Below are 13,725 nucleotides of genomic sequence, written 5' to 3' on the forward strand. Positions count from 1 at the left end.
CGAATGAATGCTCTAGCCCGCCGCGCCGCAGGCCTGCTGCTCAGCACAGTCTGCCTGCCCCTTTCGGCCCTGGCGGCCGACCCGCAACCGACCCACGAATTCACTCTCGACAACGGCTTGAAGGTCGTCGTGCGCGAAGACCATCGCGCGCCGGTGGTGGTGTCGCAGGTCTGGTACAAGGTCGGTTCCAGCTACGAAACCCCGGGCCAGACCGGTCTGTCCCACGCCCTCGAGCACATGATGTTCAAGGGCAGCGAAAAAGTCGGCCCCGGCGAAGCCTCGCTGATCCTGCGGGACCTCGGCGCCGAAGAGAACGCGTTCACCAGCGACGACTTCACTGCTTATTACCAGGTGCTGGCCCGCGACCGTCTGGGCGTGGCCTTCGAACTGGAAGCCGACCGCATGGCCAACCTGCGCCTGCCGGCCGACGAGTTCGCCAAGGAAATCGAAGTCATCAAGGAAGAGCGCCGCCTGCGCACCGACGACAAGCCGATGGCCAAGGCCTTCGAGCGCTACAAGGCCATGGCCTACCCGGCCAGCGGTTATCACACGCCGACCATCGGCTGGATGGCTGACCTTGAGCGGATGAAGGTCGAAGAGCTGCGTCACTGGTATCAGTCCTGGTACGTGCCGAACAACGCCACGCTGGTGGTGGTCGGCGACGTGACCCCGGACGAGGTGAAGACCCTCGCCCAGCGCTACTTCGGGCCAATCGCGAAACGCGACGTGCCGCCGGCGAAAAAGCCGCTGGAACTGGCCGAACCGGGTGAACGCCAGATCACCCTGCACGTGCAGACTCAACTGCCGAGCCTGATGCTCGGTTTCAACGTCCCGAGCATCGCCACCGCCGAAGACAAACGCTCGGTCAACGCCTTGCGCCTGATTTCGGCGCTGCTGGACGGCGGCTACAGCGGCCGCATCCCGACCCAACTGGAGCGCGGCGAAGAGCTGGTGTCCGGCGGCTCGTCGAGCTACGACGCTTACACCCGCGGTGACAGCCTGTTCACCTTGTCGGCCACGCCGAACACCCAGAAGAAAAAGACCATGGCCCAGGCTGAAGCCGGCCTGTGGAAACTGCTGGAACAACTGAAAACCACTGCACCGTCCGCTGAAGAACTGGAGCGTGTGCGTGCGCAGGTCATCGCCGGTCTGGTCTTCGAGCGCGATTCGATTACCAGCCAGGCCACCGCCATCGGCCAGCTGGAGACCGTCGGTCTGTCGTGGAAACTAATGGACACCGAACTGGCCGATCTGGAAAGCGTCACCCCGCAAGACATCCAGAACGCCGCCAAGCTGTATTTCACCCGCGAACGTCTCAGCGTCGCCCACGTCCTGCCACTGGAGACGACTCATGAGTGAGCGCAAAACCCCACGCCTGCTGCTCGGCCTGATCGCCGTGGCCATCATCGGCTCCGCTGCGTTCTATCTGGTACCGAGCGACAACAGCAAGGCCAGCGAAGCGCTGGATAACGCCAAGTCCAGTCAGAAGCTGCAATCGCTGGCCGAACTCGACGGCAAGGCCCCGGCCAGCCGCAAGCTCGACGTGCAGACCTGGAACACCGCCGAAGGCGCCAAGGTGCTGTTCGTCGAAGCCCGCGAACTGCCGATGTTCGACATGCGCCTGATCTTTTCCGCCGGCAGCAGCCAGGACGGTAACGCGCCGGGCCTGGCCTTGCTGACCAACGCCATGCTCAACGAAGGTGTGGCGGGCAAGGACGTCGGCGCCATCGCTCAAGGTTTCGAAGGCCTGGGCGCGGATTTTGGCAACGGCGCCTATAAAGACATGGCCATCGCGTCGCTGCGCAGCCTCAGTGCTGCCGACAAACGCGAGCCAGCGCTGAAGCTGTTTTCGGAAGTAGTGGGCAAACCGACCTTCCCGGCTGACTCCTTCGCGCGCATCAAGAACCAGATGCTCGCCGGTTTCGAATACCAGAAACAGAACCCCGGCAAACTCGCCAGTCTGGAACTGATGAAGCGCCTGTACGGCAATCACCCGTACGCCCATTCCAGCGACGGCAACGCGCAAAGCGTGCCGAAGATCACGCTGGCGCAACTGCGTGAGTTCCACGCCAAGGCCTATGCGGCCGGCAACGTGGTGATCGCGCTGGTGGGCGATCTGTCCCGCAGCGAAGCCGAGGCGATTGCCAATCAGGTGTCCGCTGCGCTGCCAAAAGGCCCGGCGCTGGCGAAAGTCGAGCAACCGACCGAGCCGAAAGCCGGCATCGGCCACATCGAGTTTCCGTCGAAGCAGACCAACCTGATGATCGCGCAACTGGGCATCGACCGTGATGACCCGGACTACGCCGCGCTGTCGATGGGCAACCAGATCCTCGGCGGTGGCGGTTTCGGCACCCGGCTGATGAGCGAAGTGCGCGAGAAGCGCGGCCTGACCTACGGCGTGTATTCGGCCTTTAGCCCGATGCAGGCTCGCGGCCCGTTCATGATCAACCTGCAGACCCGCGCGGAAATGAGCGAAGGCACCCTGAAACTGGTGCAGGACGTGCTCGCCGACTATCTCAAGACCGGCCCGACCCAGAAAGAACTCGACGACGCCAAGCGTGAACTGGCCGGCAGCTTCCCGCTGTCCACCGCGAGCAACGCCGATATCGTCGGCCAGCTCGGCGCCATGGGTTTCTACAACCTGCCGCTGAGCTATCTGGATGACTTCATGCGTCAGTCCCAGAGCCTGACGGTCGAGCAGGTTCGCGACGTTCTGAACAAACACTTGAGCACGGATAAACTGGTCATCGTCAGCGCTGGCCCGACCGTGCCGCAAAAGCCGTTACCGGCCCCATCTGATAAACCTGCCGAGCAGCCGCTCGGGGTTCCGGAGCATTAATGGCCAGTCCAAAGAAACCTGTACAAAAACTGCACAACGGTGTGAACCAGTTGCGCATCATCGGCGGCGAATGGCGCAGCCGAAAGCTGAGCTTTCCTGATGCGCCGGGCCTGCGCCCGACGCCGGACCGGGTGCGCGAAACCCTGTTCAACTGGCTCGCGCCGTACGTTGCCGGGGCCAAGGTGCTCGATCCGTTCGCCGGCAGCGGCGCACTGTTTCTGGAAGCGCTGTCCCGTGGCGCGGCCATGGGTCAGGCACTGGACGCCAGCCACGTCGCAGTCTCCAGCCTGAAAGAACACCTCGGCACGCTGCGCTGCACCAACGGCCACGTGCAGACCGCCGATGCCCTGCGCTACCTGGAAACCCAGACTGCGACCGCGTTCGACCTGGTGTTCCTCGACCCGCCGTTCAACCAGAACCTGCTGCCGACGGTGTGCACATTGCTGGAAGAGCGCCAATGGCTGGCCGACGATTCGTGGATCTACACTGAAAGCGAAACCGCGCCATCGACCCTAGGCCTGCCGGGCAACTGGCGCCTGCACCGCGAGCAGAAATCCGGGCGTGTGTACTACGCGTTGTGGCAACGTATGGCAGTGATCGCCGGTTAACCGACCGGCCTGAAAAAGCGGCGAGTCTCAGCCGAGGCTCGCTGCGCTGCATTGAGAGCAATCGTGTCCCCTTCGTCAAAACCGTTCATCCCCGCCTTCGGTCTCGGCAATCCGCACCTGCAAACCTTGTGGGGGCCGCTGTGGCGCAAAACTGTGCACCTTGATCGCCAGCGCGAAAGGCTGTGGCTGGACGACGGCGACTTTCTCGACCTCGACTGGCACGGGCCCCACAGCGCCGAGGCGCCATTGGTGTTGGTACTGCACGGGCTGACCGGTTCTTCCAACTCGCCTTACGTCGCGGGAATCCAGGCAGCGCTCGCCGCGCAAGGCTGGGCCAGTGTTGCGCTGAACTGGCGCGGTTGCTCCGGCGAACCGAACCTGTTGCCGCGCAGCTACCATTCCGGCGCCAGCGAAGACCTCGCCGAAACCATTCGCCACCTGAAAGCCAAGCGGCCATTGGCACCGCTGTATGCGGTCGGCTATTCCCTCGGCGGCAATGTGCTGCTCAAGCATCTGGGGGAAACCGGCAGCGCCAGCGGCGTGCTCGGTGCGGTGGCGGTGTCGGTGCCGTTTCGCCTCGATCAATGTGCCGACCGTATCGGCCAGGGTTTCTCGAAGGTCTATCAGGCGCACTTCATGCGCGAGATGGTGGCCTACATCAAGAACAAGCAGCGCCAGTTCCAACACGACGGGCGCGAGGACGGTCTCGCCGCACTGGCCGCCCTCGGCTCGCTGGAAAACATGCGCACCTTCTGGGATTTCGATGGCCGGGTGACCGCGCCGCTGCACGGTTTCGCCGATGCCGAGGATTACTATCGCCGCGCGTCGAGCCGTTACTTTCTCGGCGAGATCCGCACGCCGACCCTGATCATTCAGGCAGCGGACGATCCGTTCGTGTTTCCCCACAGCCTGCCGCAGGCCAGTGAGTTGTCGGCCACGACCCAGTTCGAATTGCAGAGCAAGGGCGGGCACGTCGGCTTCGTCGACGGCACGTTCCGCCAGCCGGGTTATTACCTGGAACGACGGATTCCGCAGTGGCTGGCCGACGCGGGGCGCGGGTGAGGTCATGAGCGATCAGGGCGAGTCGATCCGTTTCTGGCAAGCCGCGCCCCTGGCTGGGGTCGAGCTGTTGACCGCGCGCTACATCGAGCATCGTTTCGCCCCGCACGTCCACGACGGTTATGTGATCGGCATGATCATGGCCGGCGCTCAGCGCTACCGTTATCGCGGCGCCGAACACCTGGCGGGCAGCGGCACGCTGGTGCTGATCAATCCGGACGAAGTGCATAACGGCCACAAGGGCACCGAGGACGGCTGGCTGTACCGGGCGTTTTATCCCGACACCGGGCAGATTGTCGCGCTGTTGAATGAACTGGAACTGCCGACCGCACCGATGCCGGCTTTCGGCGCGACGCTGTATCGCGATCCGGACCTGGTCAACGGTTTCTGTCAGTTGCATCGTTTGCTGGAAAGTCCCGCCACCGCGTTGCAGCAGCAAACGGTGTGGCGCGAAATGATGATGCTGCTGTTGCAGCGTCACGCGGCGGTGCAAATCAACGGTAATCCCGGCAAAGAGCACCGCGCGGTAGCGATAGCCAAGGAGTTACTGCACGCGCAGCTGGCAGCGCCGCCCTCACTGGAAGAACTGGCGGCGGCCGTGAACCTGTCGCCTTTCCATTTCGCCCGGGTGTTCCGCCGCGCCACCGGCATGCCGCCGCACAGCTGGCTGATGCAGCAGCGGATCGCCTGCGCGCGGGGCTTGTTGCAGAGCGGCTGCCTGCCGGTCGAAGTCGCCACGCAGCTGGGATTTGCCGACCAGAGCCATCTGAGCCGGCAATTCAAACAGGTTTATGGCGTGGGGCCGGCGGCCTATCGCAGCGCGCGGCTGGATCGCTGAGCGCTTATTCGCCCGTCGCGATTCCACGCGCAGGATCGTTGATCCACTCGCTCCACGATCCGGCATACAGCGAACCCAACGGATAACCCGCCAGGCACAGGGCGAACAGGTTGTGACACGCCGTCACCCCGGAGCCGCAGTAAGCCACCAGATCGTTCGGGGAACGCTCGCCGAGTTTCGCGGCGAAACGCTGCTTGAGCTGATCGGCCGGCAGGAAACGCCCGTCGCTGCCCAGGTTGTCGGTGAACGCCGCGCATTGCGCGCCGGGAATGTGCCCGGCGATCGGGTCGATCGGTTCCACTTCACCCTTGAAGCGCGGCAAGGCGCGGGCATCGAGCAGGGTCAGGGCCGGCTGGCCGAGGCGCTGCTGCAATTGCTCGGCGCTGAGCAGCAGGCTCATGTCCGGCTGGCCGCTGAAATTACCCCGGGCCGCTGACGGTGGATCGAGACTCAGCGGCAGCCCCGCCGCATGCCAGGCCTTGAGCCCGCCATCGAGAATGAACACGCCGTCGCGCTTGCCCAGCCACGCCAGCAACCACCAGGCCCGCGCCGCATAGGCGCCCGGGCCGTCGTCATACAGAACCACGTCGCTGTCGTTGTCGATGCCGAACGCTTGCAGTCGTTCGATCAGCGCCGCCGGTTCCGGCAGCGGATGGCGACCGGTCACGCCTTTGGTGACCGGGCCGCTGAGATCACGCTCTAGATCGGCGAAATGTGCCCCGGCAATGTGCCCCTCGGCGTAGCTGCGCTGGCCGTAATCCGGGTCTTCGAGGGCAAAGCGGCAATCGAGAATCACCAGCCCCGGTTGCGCCTTGCGGGCATCCAGTGCGGTCGGGCTGATCAGTTGCGCAATCGGCATAGCGAACGACTCCAGTGAGGAAATGGAATTACGGTCTTTCTTCGAGGGCCTGGGCCAGCGGCACGTAAAACTCTTCGAACAAGGCGTTGACCTCATCGCGGGCCTGCTCGGTGACGAATCCGGCTTCCAGCACCAGCACCTGATACACGCCACGTTTGATGGCCTGTTCGCTGAGGTGATTGGAATTCTCCCGGGTCGTGCACAGGAAGCGCACCCACGAGGTGAGGATGATCCACGCGTTGAGGGTCAGGGACTCGATCTGCACCCGGTCCATCTTCAGGATCCCGGCGGCAACGAAGCCTTCATAGATCGCCGCACCCTGGATCACGCAGCGCTGGGAAAAGCGCCGGTAACGCCCGGCCAGATCCGGATCGCTGTCGAGCAGATGTTCGAGATCGCGATGCAGGAAACGGTAGCGCCACATCGCCGACAGCAGTTCCTTGAGATAGAAACGCTTGTCTTCGACCGTCGCGGCACGGCCCTGGGGCGGACGCAGGAAGCTGTCCACCAGGCTTTCGTACTCACTGAACAGCACGGCGATGATCGCCTGCTTGTTGGGGAAGTGGTAGTACAGATTGCCCGGAGAAATCTCCATATGGGCGGCGATGTGATTGGTGCTGATGCTGCGCTCGCCCTGCTGATTGAACAGCTCGAGGCTGTTCTGCACGATGCGCTCGCTGGTTTTGATCCGTGGGGCCATGGCTTGAGCTTTAATTCAGAGTGCGTTGGGGGGCATCTTACGACCTAACCGGAACGGGATAAAACCAGGATGCGCAAGGAAGCCATTTGACTTTCTAGAGCATAGACTCTAAAAAGTTCCTCATTACAACATCTCCGGAGCTGACAATGACTGCCGATATTGCCTACCTGCAAACGCTGCAACAGCCGCTGGAAGAGCTCAACCGGCTGTTCGATGCGCAGCGTGCCGCCTACGCCGCCAACCCGATGCCACCTGCGGCCCAGCGCCAGCAATGGCTCAAGGCCCTGCGCGACTTGCTGAGCAGCGAACGGCAGGCTCTGATCGACGCCATCAGCTCCGACTTCAGCCATCGCAGCGCCGATGAAACCCTGCTCGCCGAACTGATGCCGAGCCTGCACGGCATTCACTATGCCAGCCAGCACATCAGTCAATGGATGAAACCTTCGCGACGCAAAGTGGGTGTGGCTTTCCAGCCGGCGTCGGCGAAAGTCGTGTACCAGCCGCTGGGTGTGGTCGGCGTCATTGTGCCGTGGAACTACCCGTTATTCCTCGCCATCGGCCCGTTGACCGGCGCGCTCGCGGCCGGCAATCGGGTGATGCTCAAGCTCAGCGAATCGACCCCGGCCACCGGCCTGCTGCTCAAGGAATTGCTGGCGCGGATCTTCCCCGAAGATCTGGTGTGCGTGGTGCTCGGCGAGGCCGATGTCGGCGTGGCATTTTCGAAGATGCGCTTCGACCACCTGCTGTTCACCGGCTCCACCAGCGTCGGCAAGCATGTGATGCGTGCAGCGGCAGAAAACCTGACGCCCGTGACTCTTGAGCTGGGCGGCAAATCCCCGGCCATCGTTTCCCACGATGTGCCGCTCAAGGACGCCGCCGAACGCATCGCTTTCGGCAAGACCCTCAACGCCGGCCAGACCTGCGTGGCCCCGGACTACGTGCTGGTGCCGGAAGCGCGCATCGGTGGTTTCGTCGAAGCCTATCGCCAGGCGGTGCGCGGGTTTTATCCGACGCTTGCCGACAATCCGGACTACACCGCGATCATCAACGAGCGCCAACTGGCGCGGCTCAACAGCTATCTCAGCGACGCCACCAGCAAGGGCGCGCTGCTGATTCCGCTGTTCGACCAGGGCCAGGGCCGGCGCATGCCGCACAGCCTGCTGCTGAATGTCAGCGACGAGATGACGGTGATGCAGGACGAAATCTTCGGCCCGCTGCTGCCGATCGTGCCGTATCAGGATCTGGATCAGGCATTTGCTTACATCAATCAGCGGCCACGTCCTCTGGCTCTTTACTACTTCGGCTACGACAAGCGCGAACAGAAGCGCGTGCTCAGCGAAACTCATTCCGGCGGCGTCTGCCTCAACGACACGTTGCTGCATGTGGCGCAGGACGACATGCCGTTCGGCGGCATCGGCCCGTCGGGCATGGGCCATTACCACGGGCACGAAGGTTTCCTGACGTTCAGCAAGGCCAAGGGCGTGCTGGTCAAACAGCGCTTCAACGCGGCGAAGCTGATCTACCCGCCCTACGGCAAATCCATTCAGAAACTGATCCAGAAACTGTTCATTCGCTAACGTCACCGCCGGGTAATAACAACAATGCACCCAAGCCTGACCGAAACACCTGCCCTGTCGCGCCGTGGCCTGCTGAAATTCAGCCTGGGCGCCACGGCTTTCCTCGCTACCGCCGGCCTTGGTGCCAGCCTGAGTGGCTGTTCGTCGAGCGTATCGGCCAATGGATTCGCCACGTTGCGCAGCGGCGATCTGTTGTTTCTGCGCGCGCTGATTCCAGTGCTGCTGGAGGGCGCCGTAGCTGTGGAAAAGCTGCCCGCCGCTGTCGATGGAACCCTGAAGTCGCTGGATTACAGCCTCGATCACCTGTCACCGGAAATGCTCAAGCTCACCCGGCAACTGTTCGATGTGCTGGGCATGGCCGTGACACGCGGGCCATTGACCGGAATCTGGGGCAGTTGGGAAAACGCCAGCCCCGAGGCGATCCGTCACTTCCTCGAACGCTGGGAAAACAGCTCACTGAGCCTGCTGCGCATGGGCCACAGCTCATTGCTGCAAATGGTGATGATGGCCTGGTACACCCGCGCCGAATCCTGGGCCCATTGCGGTTACCCCGGCCCGCCCGCCGTTTGAGCCTGGCGACCCACGCAAAACAATAATAAGAGAACCTGATCGATGCCCGTACCCGACCCGTTTCGCGAAGGCCTTGCCCGTGGCTGGAAAACCTACAACGGCGCGCAACTCACCGATGACCTGACCCTGGAAGCCGATGTCGCCATCATCGGCAGCGGCGCCGGTGGCGGCACCACAGCGGAAATCCTCAGCGCCGCCGGCTACAAAGTGCTGCTGATCGAAGAAGGCCCGCTCAAGACCAGCAGCGATTTCAAACTGCTGGAAGACCAGGCCTACAGCAGCCTCTATCAGGAAGGCATCGGCCGCATGAGCAAGGACGGCGCGATCACCATCCTTCAAGGCCGCGCAGTCGGCGGCACCACCCTGATCAACTGGACATCGAGTTTTCGCACCCCCGAGCCGACCCTCGAACACTGGGCCAAAGAGCACAACGTCAAAGGCCACAGCCCCGCCGTCATGGCGCCGTGGTTCGAAAAAATGGAGCAGCGCCTCGGCGTCGCCCCGTGGATGGTGCCGCCCAACGCCAACAACGACGTGATCCGCAAAGGCTGCGAACAGCTCGGCTACAGCTGGCACGTGATCCCGCGCAACGTGCGTGGCTGCTGGAACCTGGGCTACTGCGGCATGGGCTGCCCGACCAACGCCAAGCAATCGATGATGGTCACGACCATTCCGGCGACTTTGGAAAAGGGTGGCGAACTGCTGTATCTCGCCCGCGCCGAAAAGCTTTTGATCAGCGGCGACAAGGTCACCGGCCTGCAGTGCGTGGCGATGGACGAACGCTGCGTCGAGCCGACTGGACGCACGATCACCGTCAAGGCGCGGCATTACGTACTGGCCGGCGGCGGGATCAACAGCCCGGCGCTGCTGATGCGTTCGGATGCACCGGATCCGCACAAACGGCTGGGCAAGCGCACCTTCCTGCATTTGGTGAACATGTCCGCCGGGCGTTTCGACGAGGTCATCAACCCGTTCTACGGTGCGCCGCAGTCGATCTACTCGGATCATTTCCAGTGGAAGGACGGCACGACCGGCCCGATGGCCTACAAACTCGAAGTGCCACCGCTGCACCCGGCGCTGGCCGCCACGTTGCTCGGTGGTTTCGGTCAGGAAAGCGCGCAACACATGGCGGACCTGCCGCACACCCACGCGATGCTCGCCCTGCTGCGCGACGGTTTTCACCCGGACAGTCAGGGCGGCAGTGTCGAGTTGCGCGGTGACGGCTCGCCGGTGCTCGACTATCAGGTGTCGCCTTACACCTGGGAGGGTTTGCGCCGGTCATTCCACAGCATGGCGGAGATCCAGTTCGCCGGCGGCGCCAAAGCGGTGATGCCGATGCACGCCGATGCGCGCTACGTGAACAGCCTGGCCGAGGCCCGCTCGTTGATCGACAGCTTGAGTCTGGAGTTGTATCGCACCCGTCTGGGCAGCGCCCACGTCATGGGCGGTTGCGCGATGGGCGAGGACCCGAAAACCGCCGTCACCGACAGCCTCGGTCGACATCATCAACTGAGCAATCTGTCGATTCATGACGGCTCTTTGTTCCCCACCAGCATCGGCGCCAACCCGCAGTTGTCGGTGTATGGTCTGACGGCGCAACTGGCGACATCCCTCGGCGAACGGTTGAGAAACCCGTGAAAAAGGCGAAAATTCCGATCGTCTATAGTGCTTTCTTACCCAACAGGCGACTTTCCCGACCGGGACGGCTGCGATACCATCCGACTCCCCAACGGATTCCCGCCAGGACGACGCGATGAACCGAGTGTTGTACCCAGGTACCTTCGACCCTATTACCAAGGGCCATGGCGATCTGGTCGAACGCGCCTCGCGCCTGTTCGACCACGTGATCATCGCCGTCGCCGCCAGCCCCAAGAAGAATCCGCTGTTCCCGCTGGAACAACGGGTCGAGCTGGCCCGCGAGGTCACCAAACACCTGCCGAACGTGGAAGTGGTCGGCTTCTCGACGCTGTTGGCGCATTTCGCCAAAGAGCAGAACGCCAACGTGTTCCTGCGTGGCCTGCGCGCGGTGTCGGACTTCGAATACGAATTCCAGCTGGCCAACATGAACCGCCAGCTGGCCCCGGATGTGGAGAGCCTGTTTCTCACCCCGTCCGAGCGTTATTCGTTCATTTCCTCGACCCTGGTGCGGGAAATCGCGGCCCTGGGCGGCGATATCAGCAAGTTCGTCCACCCGGCGGTGGCCGAAGCCCTGACCCTGCGCTTCAAGAAGTAACGACCGTTCAAACGGCGCCCGCGTGCACTACGGGCGCCAATGCGGCACAATTGCGCGCATTGATTCATAGCGCCCGGGCTCCCCGCCCCGGCTGGAGTTAGCATGTCCCTGATCATCACCGACGATTGCATCAACTGCGACGTCTGCGAACCCGAGTGCCCGAACGCCGCCATTTCCCAAGGCGAAGAGATCTATGTGATCGACCCGAACCTGTGCACCCAGTGCGTCGGCCACTACGACGAGCCGCAGTGCCAACAGGTCTGCCCGGTGGATTGCATTCCGCTGGACGAAGCCCATCCGGAGACTGAAGAACAGTTGATGGAGAAGTACCGCAAGATTACCGGCAAGGCTTGAGCCACTGAATACGATCGCAGCTCCCGGCTGCGATCGCATCATTCACGCTGCTCGAACCCCTCCCCTGTGCAGCCCAGGCAACGCACGAACGCCGCTTTCGCCGGCGCCACCACCAGCGCCTCTCCCGCATCGCCAATCCCGCCACCCAGCGCGGTGAACGGCAACGACACGACGAACGCCCCGGCACCGATCACCGTTGCCACCACCAGCAATGGTCGGGCAATCAGCAGATCGCCGAGCATGGCGTAGGCCGGTGGATTCTGGATGGCGTAACGAGGGTCACCGCTGCCGCCTTCCGTGGCCTGAACAGTCAGGCTGAAGCACAGCAGCAGGGCGACGATGAGGGTTTGCAAGGACTTCATGGCACGATCCTTCGGGCTGAACAGTGAGACAACTCACTATAGACCGTAGGACTTTTTCGGAGGCTTTGCTCAGCTCTGGCAGCGCGGGCACCAGACGCTGGCGCGCTGGCCGAGCTTCATTTCCCGCAAGCCCGTGCCGCAGACCTTGCAGTGCTCGCCGCCGCGACCGTAGACAAACAGTTCTTGCTGGAAATACCCCGGCTGCCCGTCGCCTCCGATGAAATCACGCAACGTGGTGCCGCCGCGCTCGATGGCGGCAGCGAGGATGCGCTTGATCTCGATCGCCAGCTTCAAATAACGCGCCCGGGAAATGCCTTTGGCTTCGCGGCGCGGATCGATGCCGGCGGCGAACAGTGCTTCGGTCGCGTAGATATTGCCGACCCCCACCACCACCGCGTTGTCCATGATGAACGGCTTGACCGCCATCGAACGCCCGCGTGACAGCTGATACAACCGCTCGCCATCGAACAGATCGGTCAACGGCTCCGGACCCAGGCGAATCAGCAACTCGTGATTGAGCGGGTCGGTGCTCCAGAGCATCGCCCCGAAACGCCGAGGATCGGTGTAGCGCAGGGCCAGGCCCGACTCCAGTTCGATATCGACATGCTCATGCTTGGCCGCCGGCATCCCCACCTCCACCAGCCGCAGGTTTCCCGACATGCCCAAGTGGCTGATCAGTGTGCCGACTTCGGCGTTGATCAGCAGATACTTGGCGCGCCGCTCCACCAGCACGATGCGCTGCCCGGACAGCCGCACATCAAGGTCTTCGGGAATCGGCCAGCGCAGCCGGCGATCACGCACGATCACCCGGCTGACGCGCTGGCCTTCCAGGTGCGGAGCGATGCCGCGGCGGGTGGTTTCGACTTCCGGCAATTCAGGCATGGGGGTCTCGAATCAGTTTGCTAAATCAGTGTGCGCCAAGTTCGCGGATGGTTTGCTTCAACGTTTCGAAGTCGTAATCCGAAAGGCCGATGTATTCCAGCACCAGCGGCCCGACGGCCTGCCATTCGAAGTCTTCGGTCTGATTGCCCAGCACTCGGTACGACGCGCAGATGTGCTCGGCCATCTTCAGGATCGCCAGCAGGTTTTTCATCTGGCTGTTGCGCGAAGTCTCGTCGCTGAAGATCGCCAAGGCATTGTGGTGGTTGGCGATCGCCGCGCTGACGTGTTCCGGCAGGCGCCAGGACTTGGCGGTGTAATAACCGACCACCGAGTGATTGGTGTTGTAGACATCGTTCTCGGTGTCAACGACCCGGCGCTCGGCACTCGCGTTGGCGTAGGCCTTTTCGAGCGTCGTCATGTAATCCGGGAAACGCTGAAGCATCAGCGGCACGCCGCAGTCATGGAACAAGCCCAAGGCGTAAGCCTCGTCGCTGGCCTCGGTGCCGACGCGCTTGGCCAGGGTCAGGCAGGTCATGGCCACGTCCTGGGCGGTATCCCAGAAACGGTTGAGGGTGACGATGGTGTCGTCGTTCATCTCGCCCTTGATCGACATGGCGTTGATCAGATTGACGATCGAACGGCTGCCCAGCAGGTTCACCGCGCGCTTGATCGAGGTGATCTTGTTGCTCAGGCCGTAATACGGCGAGTTGACGATTTTCAGCAGCGAGCCGGACAGGCCGGGATCCTGGGAGATCAGCTTGGCGATCGTCTCCAGATCCGGGTCGGGCATGTACTGCTCCATTTGCAGATCCACCATGATCTGCGGCTGCGCAGGCACGCTGAT

At 62.9% G+C, this 13,725-nt stretch carries 15 protein-coding genes; 10 read left to right on the forward strand and 5 right to left on the reverse strand.

The features are described 5' to 3' along the window. Window positions 1-3 precede the first annotated feature (3 nt). The 5 genes from CAF90_RS09335 to CAF90_RS09355 all read left to right on the forward strand — a co-directional run bounded on the left by CAF90_RS09335 (window position 4) and on the right by CAF90_RS09355 (window position 5,344). On the forward strand, window positions 4-1,359 hold the full coding sequence (locus CAF90_RS09335) for a pitrilysin family protein (RefSeq protein WP_085605895.1): 1,356 nt from the start codon (window positions 4-6) through the stop codon (window positions 1,357-1,359). Continuing rightward, the gene (locus CAF90_RS09340) at window positions 1,352-2,839 is read left to right on the forward strand and encodes a pitrilysin family protein (protein ID WP_085605896.1); all 1,488 of its coding nucleotides are present in this window, start codon (window positions 1,352-1,354) and stop codon (window positions 2,837-2,839) included. Before CAF90_RS09335 ends, CAF90_RS09340 begins: the two co-directional genes overlap by 8 nt. After that, window positions 2,839-3,447 carry a 16S rRNA (guanine(966)-N(2))-methyltransferase RsmD gene (rsmD, locus tag CAF90_RS09345; RefSeq protein ID WP_085605898.1) on the forward strand — a complete coding sequence of 203 codons (609 nt, stop codon included), beginning with the start codon at window positions 2,839-2,841 and terminating at the stop codon, window positions 3,445-3,447. The genes CAF90_RS09340 and rsmD overlap by 1 nt, the downstream gene beginning before the upstream one ends. Window positions 3,448-3,510: 63 nt before the next feature. Further along, window positions 3,511-4,509, forward strand: coding sequence for a hydrolase (locus CAF90_RS09350; protein ID WP_085605900.1), 999 nt, complete (start codon window positions 3,511-3,513; stop codon window positions 4,507-4,509). Window positions 4,510-4,513: 4 nt separating this feature from the next. Beyond that, entirely contained in the window at window positions 4,514-5,344 is an 831-nt protein-coding gene (locus CAF90_RS09355; RefSeq protein ID WP_085605901.1) for an AraC family transcriptional regulator, read from the forward strand. A 4-nt stretch (window positions 5,345-5,348) separates the two neighbouring features. Here the strand turns inward: CAF90_RS09355 and CAF90_RS09360 are convergent, their stop codons facing one another. Both CAF90_RS09360 and CAF90_RS09365 read right to left on the reverse strand, forming a co-directional pair. Beyond that, window positions 5,349-6,203 carry a sulfurtransferase gene (locus CAF90_RS09360; RefSeq protein ID WP_085605903.1) on the reverse strand — a complete coding sequence of 285 codons (855 nt, stop codon included), beginning with the start codon at window positions 6,201-6,203 and terminating at the stop codon, window positions 5,349-5,351. 28 nt (window positions 6,204-6,231) lie between these two features. Then, complete coding sequence (locus CAF90_RS09365) at window positions 6,232-6,903, reverse strand: TetR/AcrR family transcriptional regulator (protein ID WP_007953407.1); 672 nt, start codon at window positions 6,901-6,903, stop codon at window positions 6,232-6,234. 146 nt (window positions 6,904-7,049) lie between these two features. Between CAF90_RS09365 and CAF90_RS09370 the strand changes: the two genes are divergently transcribed. The 5 genes from CAF90_RS09370 to CAF90_RS09390 all read left to right on the forward strand — a co-directional run bounded on the left by CAF90_RS09370 (window position 7,050) and on the right by CAF90_RS09390 (window position 11,637). Continuing rightward, window positions 7,050-8,480, forward strand: coding sequence for a coniferyl aldehyde dehydrogenase (locus CAF90_RS09370; RefSeq protein ID WP_085605905.1), 1,431 nt, complete (start codon window positions 7,050-7,052; stop codon window positions 8,478-8,480). Between the two features lie 24 nt (window positions 8,481-8,504). Beyond that, entirely contained in the window at window positions 8,505-9,050 is a 546-nt protein-coding gene (locus tag CAF90_RS09375; RefSeq protein ID WP_085605907.1) for a twin-arginine translocation pathway signal protein, read from the forward strand. A 42-nt stretch (window positions 9,051-9,092) separates the two neighbouring features. Continuing rightward, the gene (locus CAF90_RS09380) at window positions 9,093-10,688 is read left to right on the forward strand and encodes a GMC family oxidoreductase (RefSeq protein ID WP_085605909.1); all 1,596 of its coding nucleotides are present in this window, start codon (window positions 9,093-9,095) and stop codon (window positions 10,686-10,688) included. Window positions 10,689-10,803: 115 nt separating this feature from the next. Further along, the gene (coaD, locus tag CAF90_RS09385) at window positions 10,804-11,283 is read left to right on the forward strand and encodes a pantetheine-phosphate adenylyltransferase (RefSeq protein WP_007953414.1); all 480 of its coding nucleotides are present in this window, start codon (window positions 10,804-10,806) and stop codon (window positions 11,281-11,283) included. Between the two features lie 102 nt (window positions 11,284-11,385). Then, window positions 11,386-11,637, forward strand: coding sequence for a YfhL family 4Fe-4S dicluster ferredoxin (locus CAF90_RS09390; protein ID WP_003195146.1), 252 nt, complete (start codon window positions 11,386-11,388; stop codon window positions 11,635-11,637). Window positions 11,638-11,675: 38 nt separating this feature from the next. Here the strand turns inward: CAF90_RS09390 and CAF90_RS09395 are convergent, their stop codons facing one another. From CAF90_RS09395 to CAF90_RS09405, 3 genes are all read right to left on the reverse strand, one after another. Then, complete coding sequence (locus CAF90_RS09395) at window positions 11,676-11,999, reverse strand: hypothetical protein (RefSeq protein WP_007953415.1); 324 nt, start codon at window positions 11,997-11,999, stop codon at window positions 11,676-11,678. Window positions 12,000-12,068: 69 nt separating this feature from the next. Further along, window positions 12,069-12,881, reverse strand: a complete 813-nt coding sequence (gene mutM / locus CAF90_RS09400; protein ID WP_007953423.1) for a bifunctional DNA-formamidopyrimidine glycosylase/DNA-(apurinic or apyrimidinic site) lyase — start codon at window positions 12,879-12,881, stop codon at window positions 12,069-12,071. Window positions 12,882-12,906: 25 nt separating this feature from the next. Then, window positions 12,907-13,719 (reverse strand): HDOD domain-containing protein, encoded by an 813-nt coding sequence (locus tag CAF90_RS09405; RefSeq protein WP_162130477.1) that lies wholly within the window; start codon window positions 13,717-13,719, stop codon window positions 12,907-12,909. Window positions 13,720-13,725: the final 6 nt, after the last annotated feature.

The organism is Pseudomonas sp. B37(2017), assembly GCF_002112885.1.
Lineage (GTDB): Bacteria > Pseudomonadota > Gammaproteobacteria > Pseudomonadales > Pseudomonadaceae > Aquipseudomonas > Aquipseudomonas paraglycinae.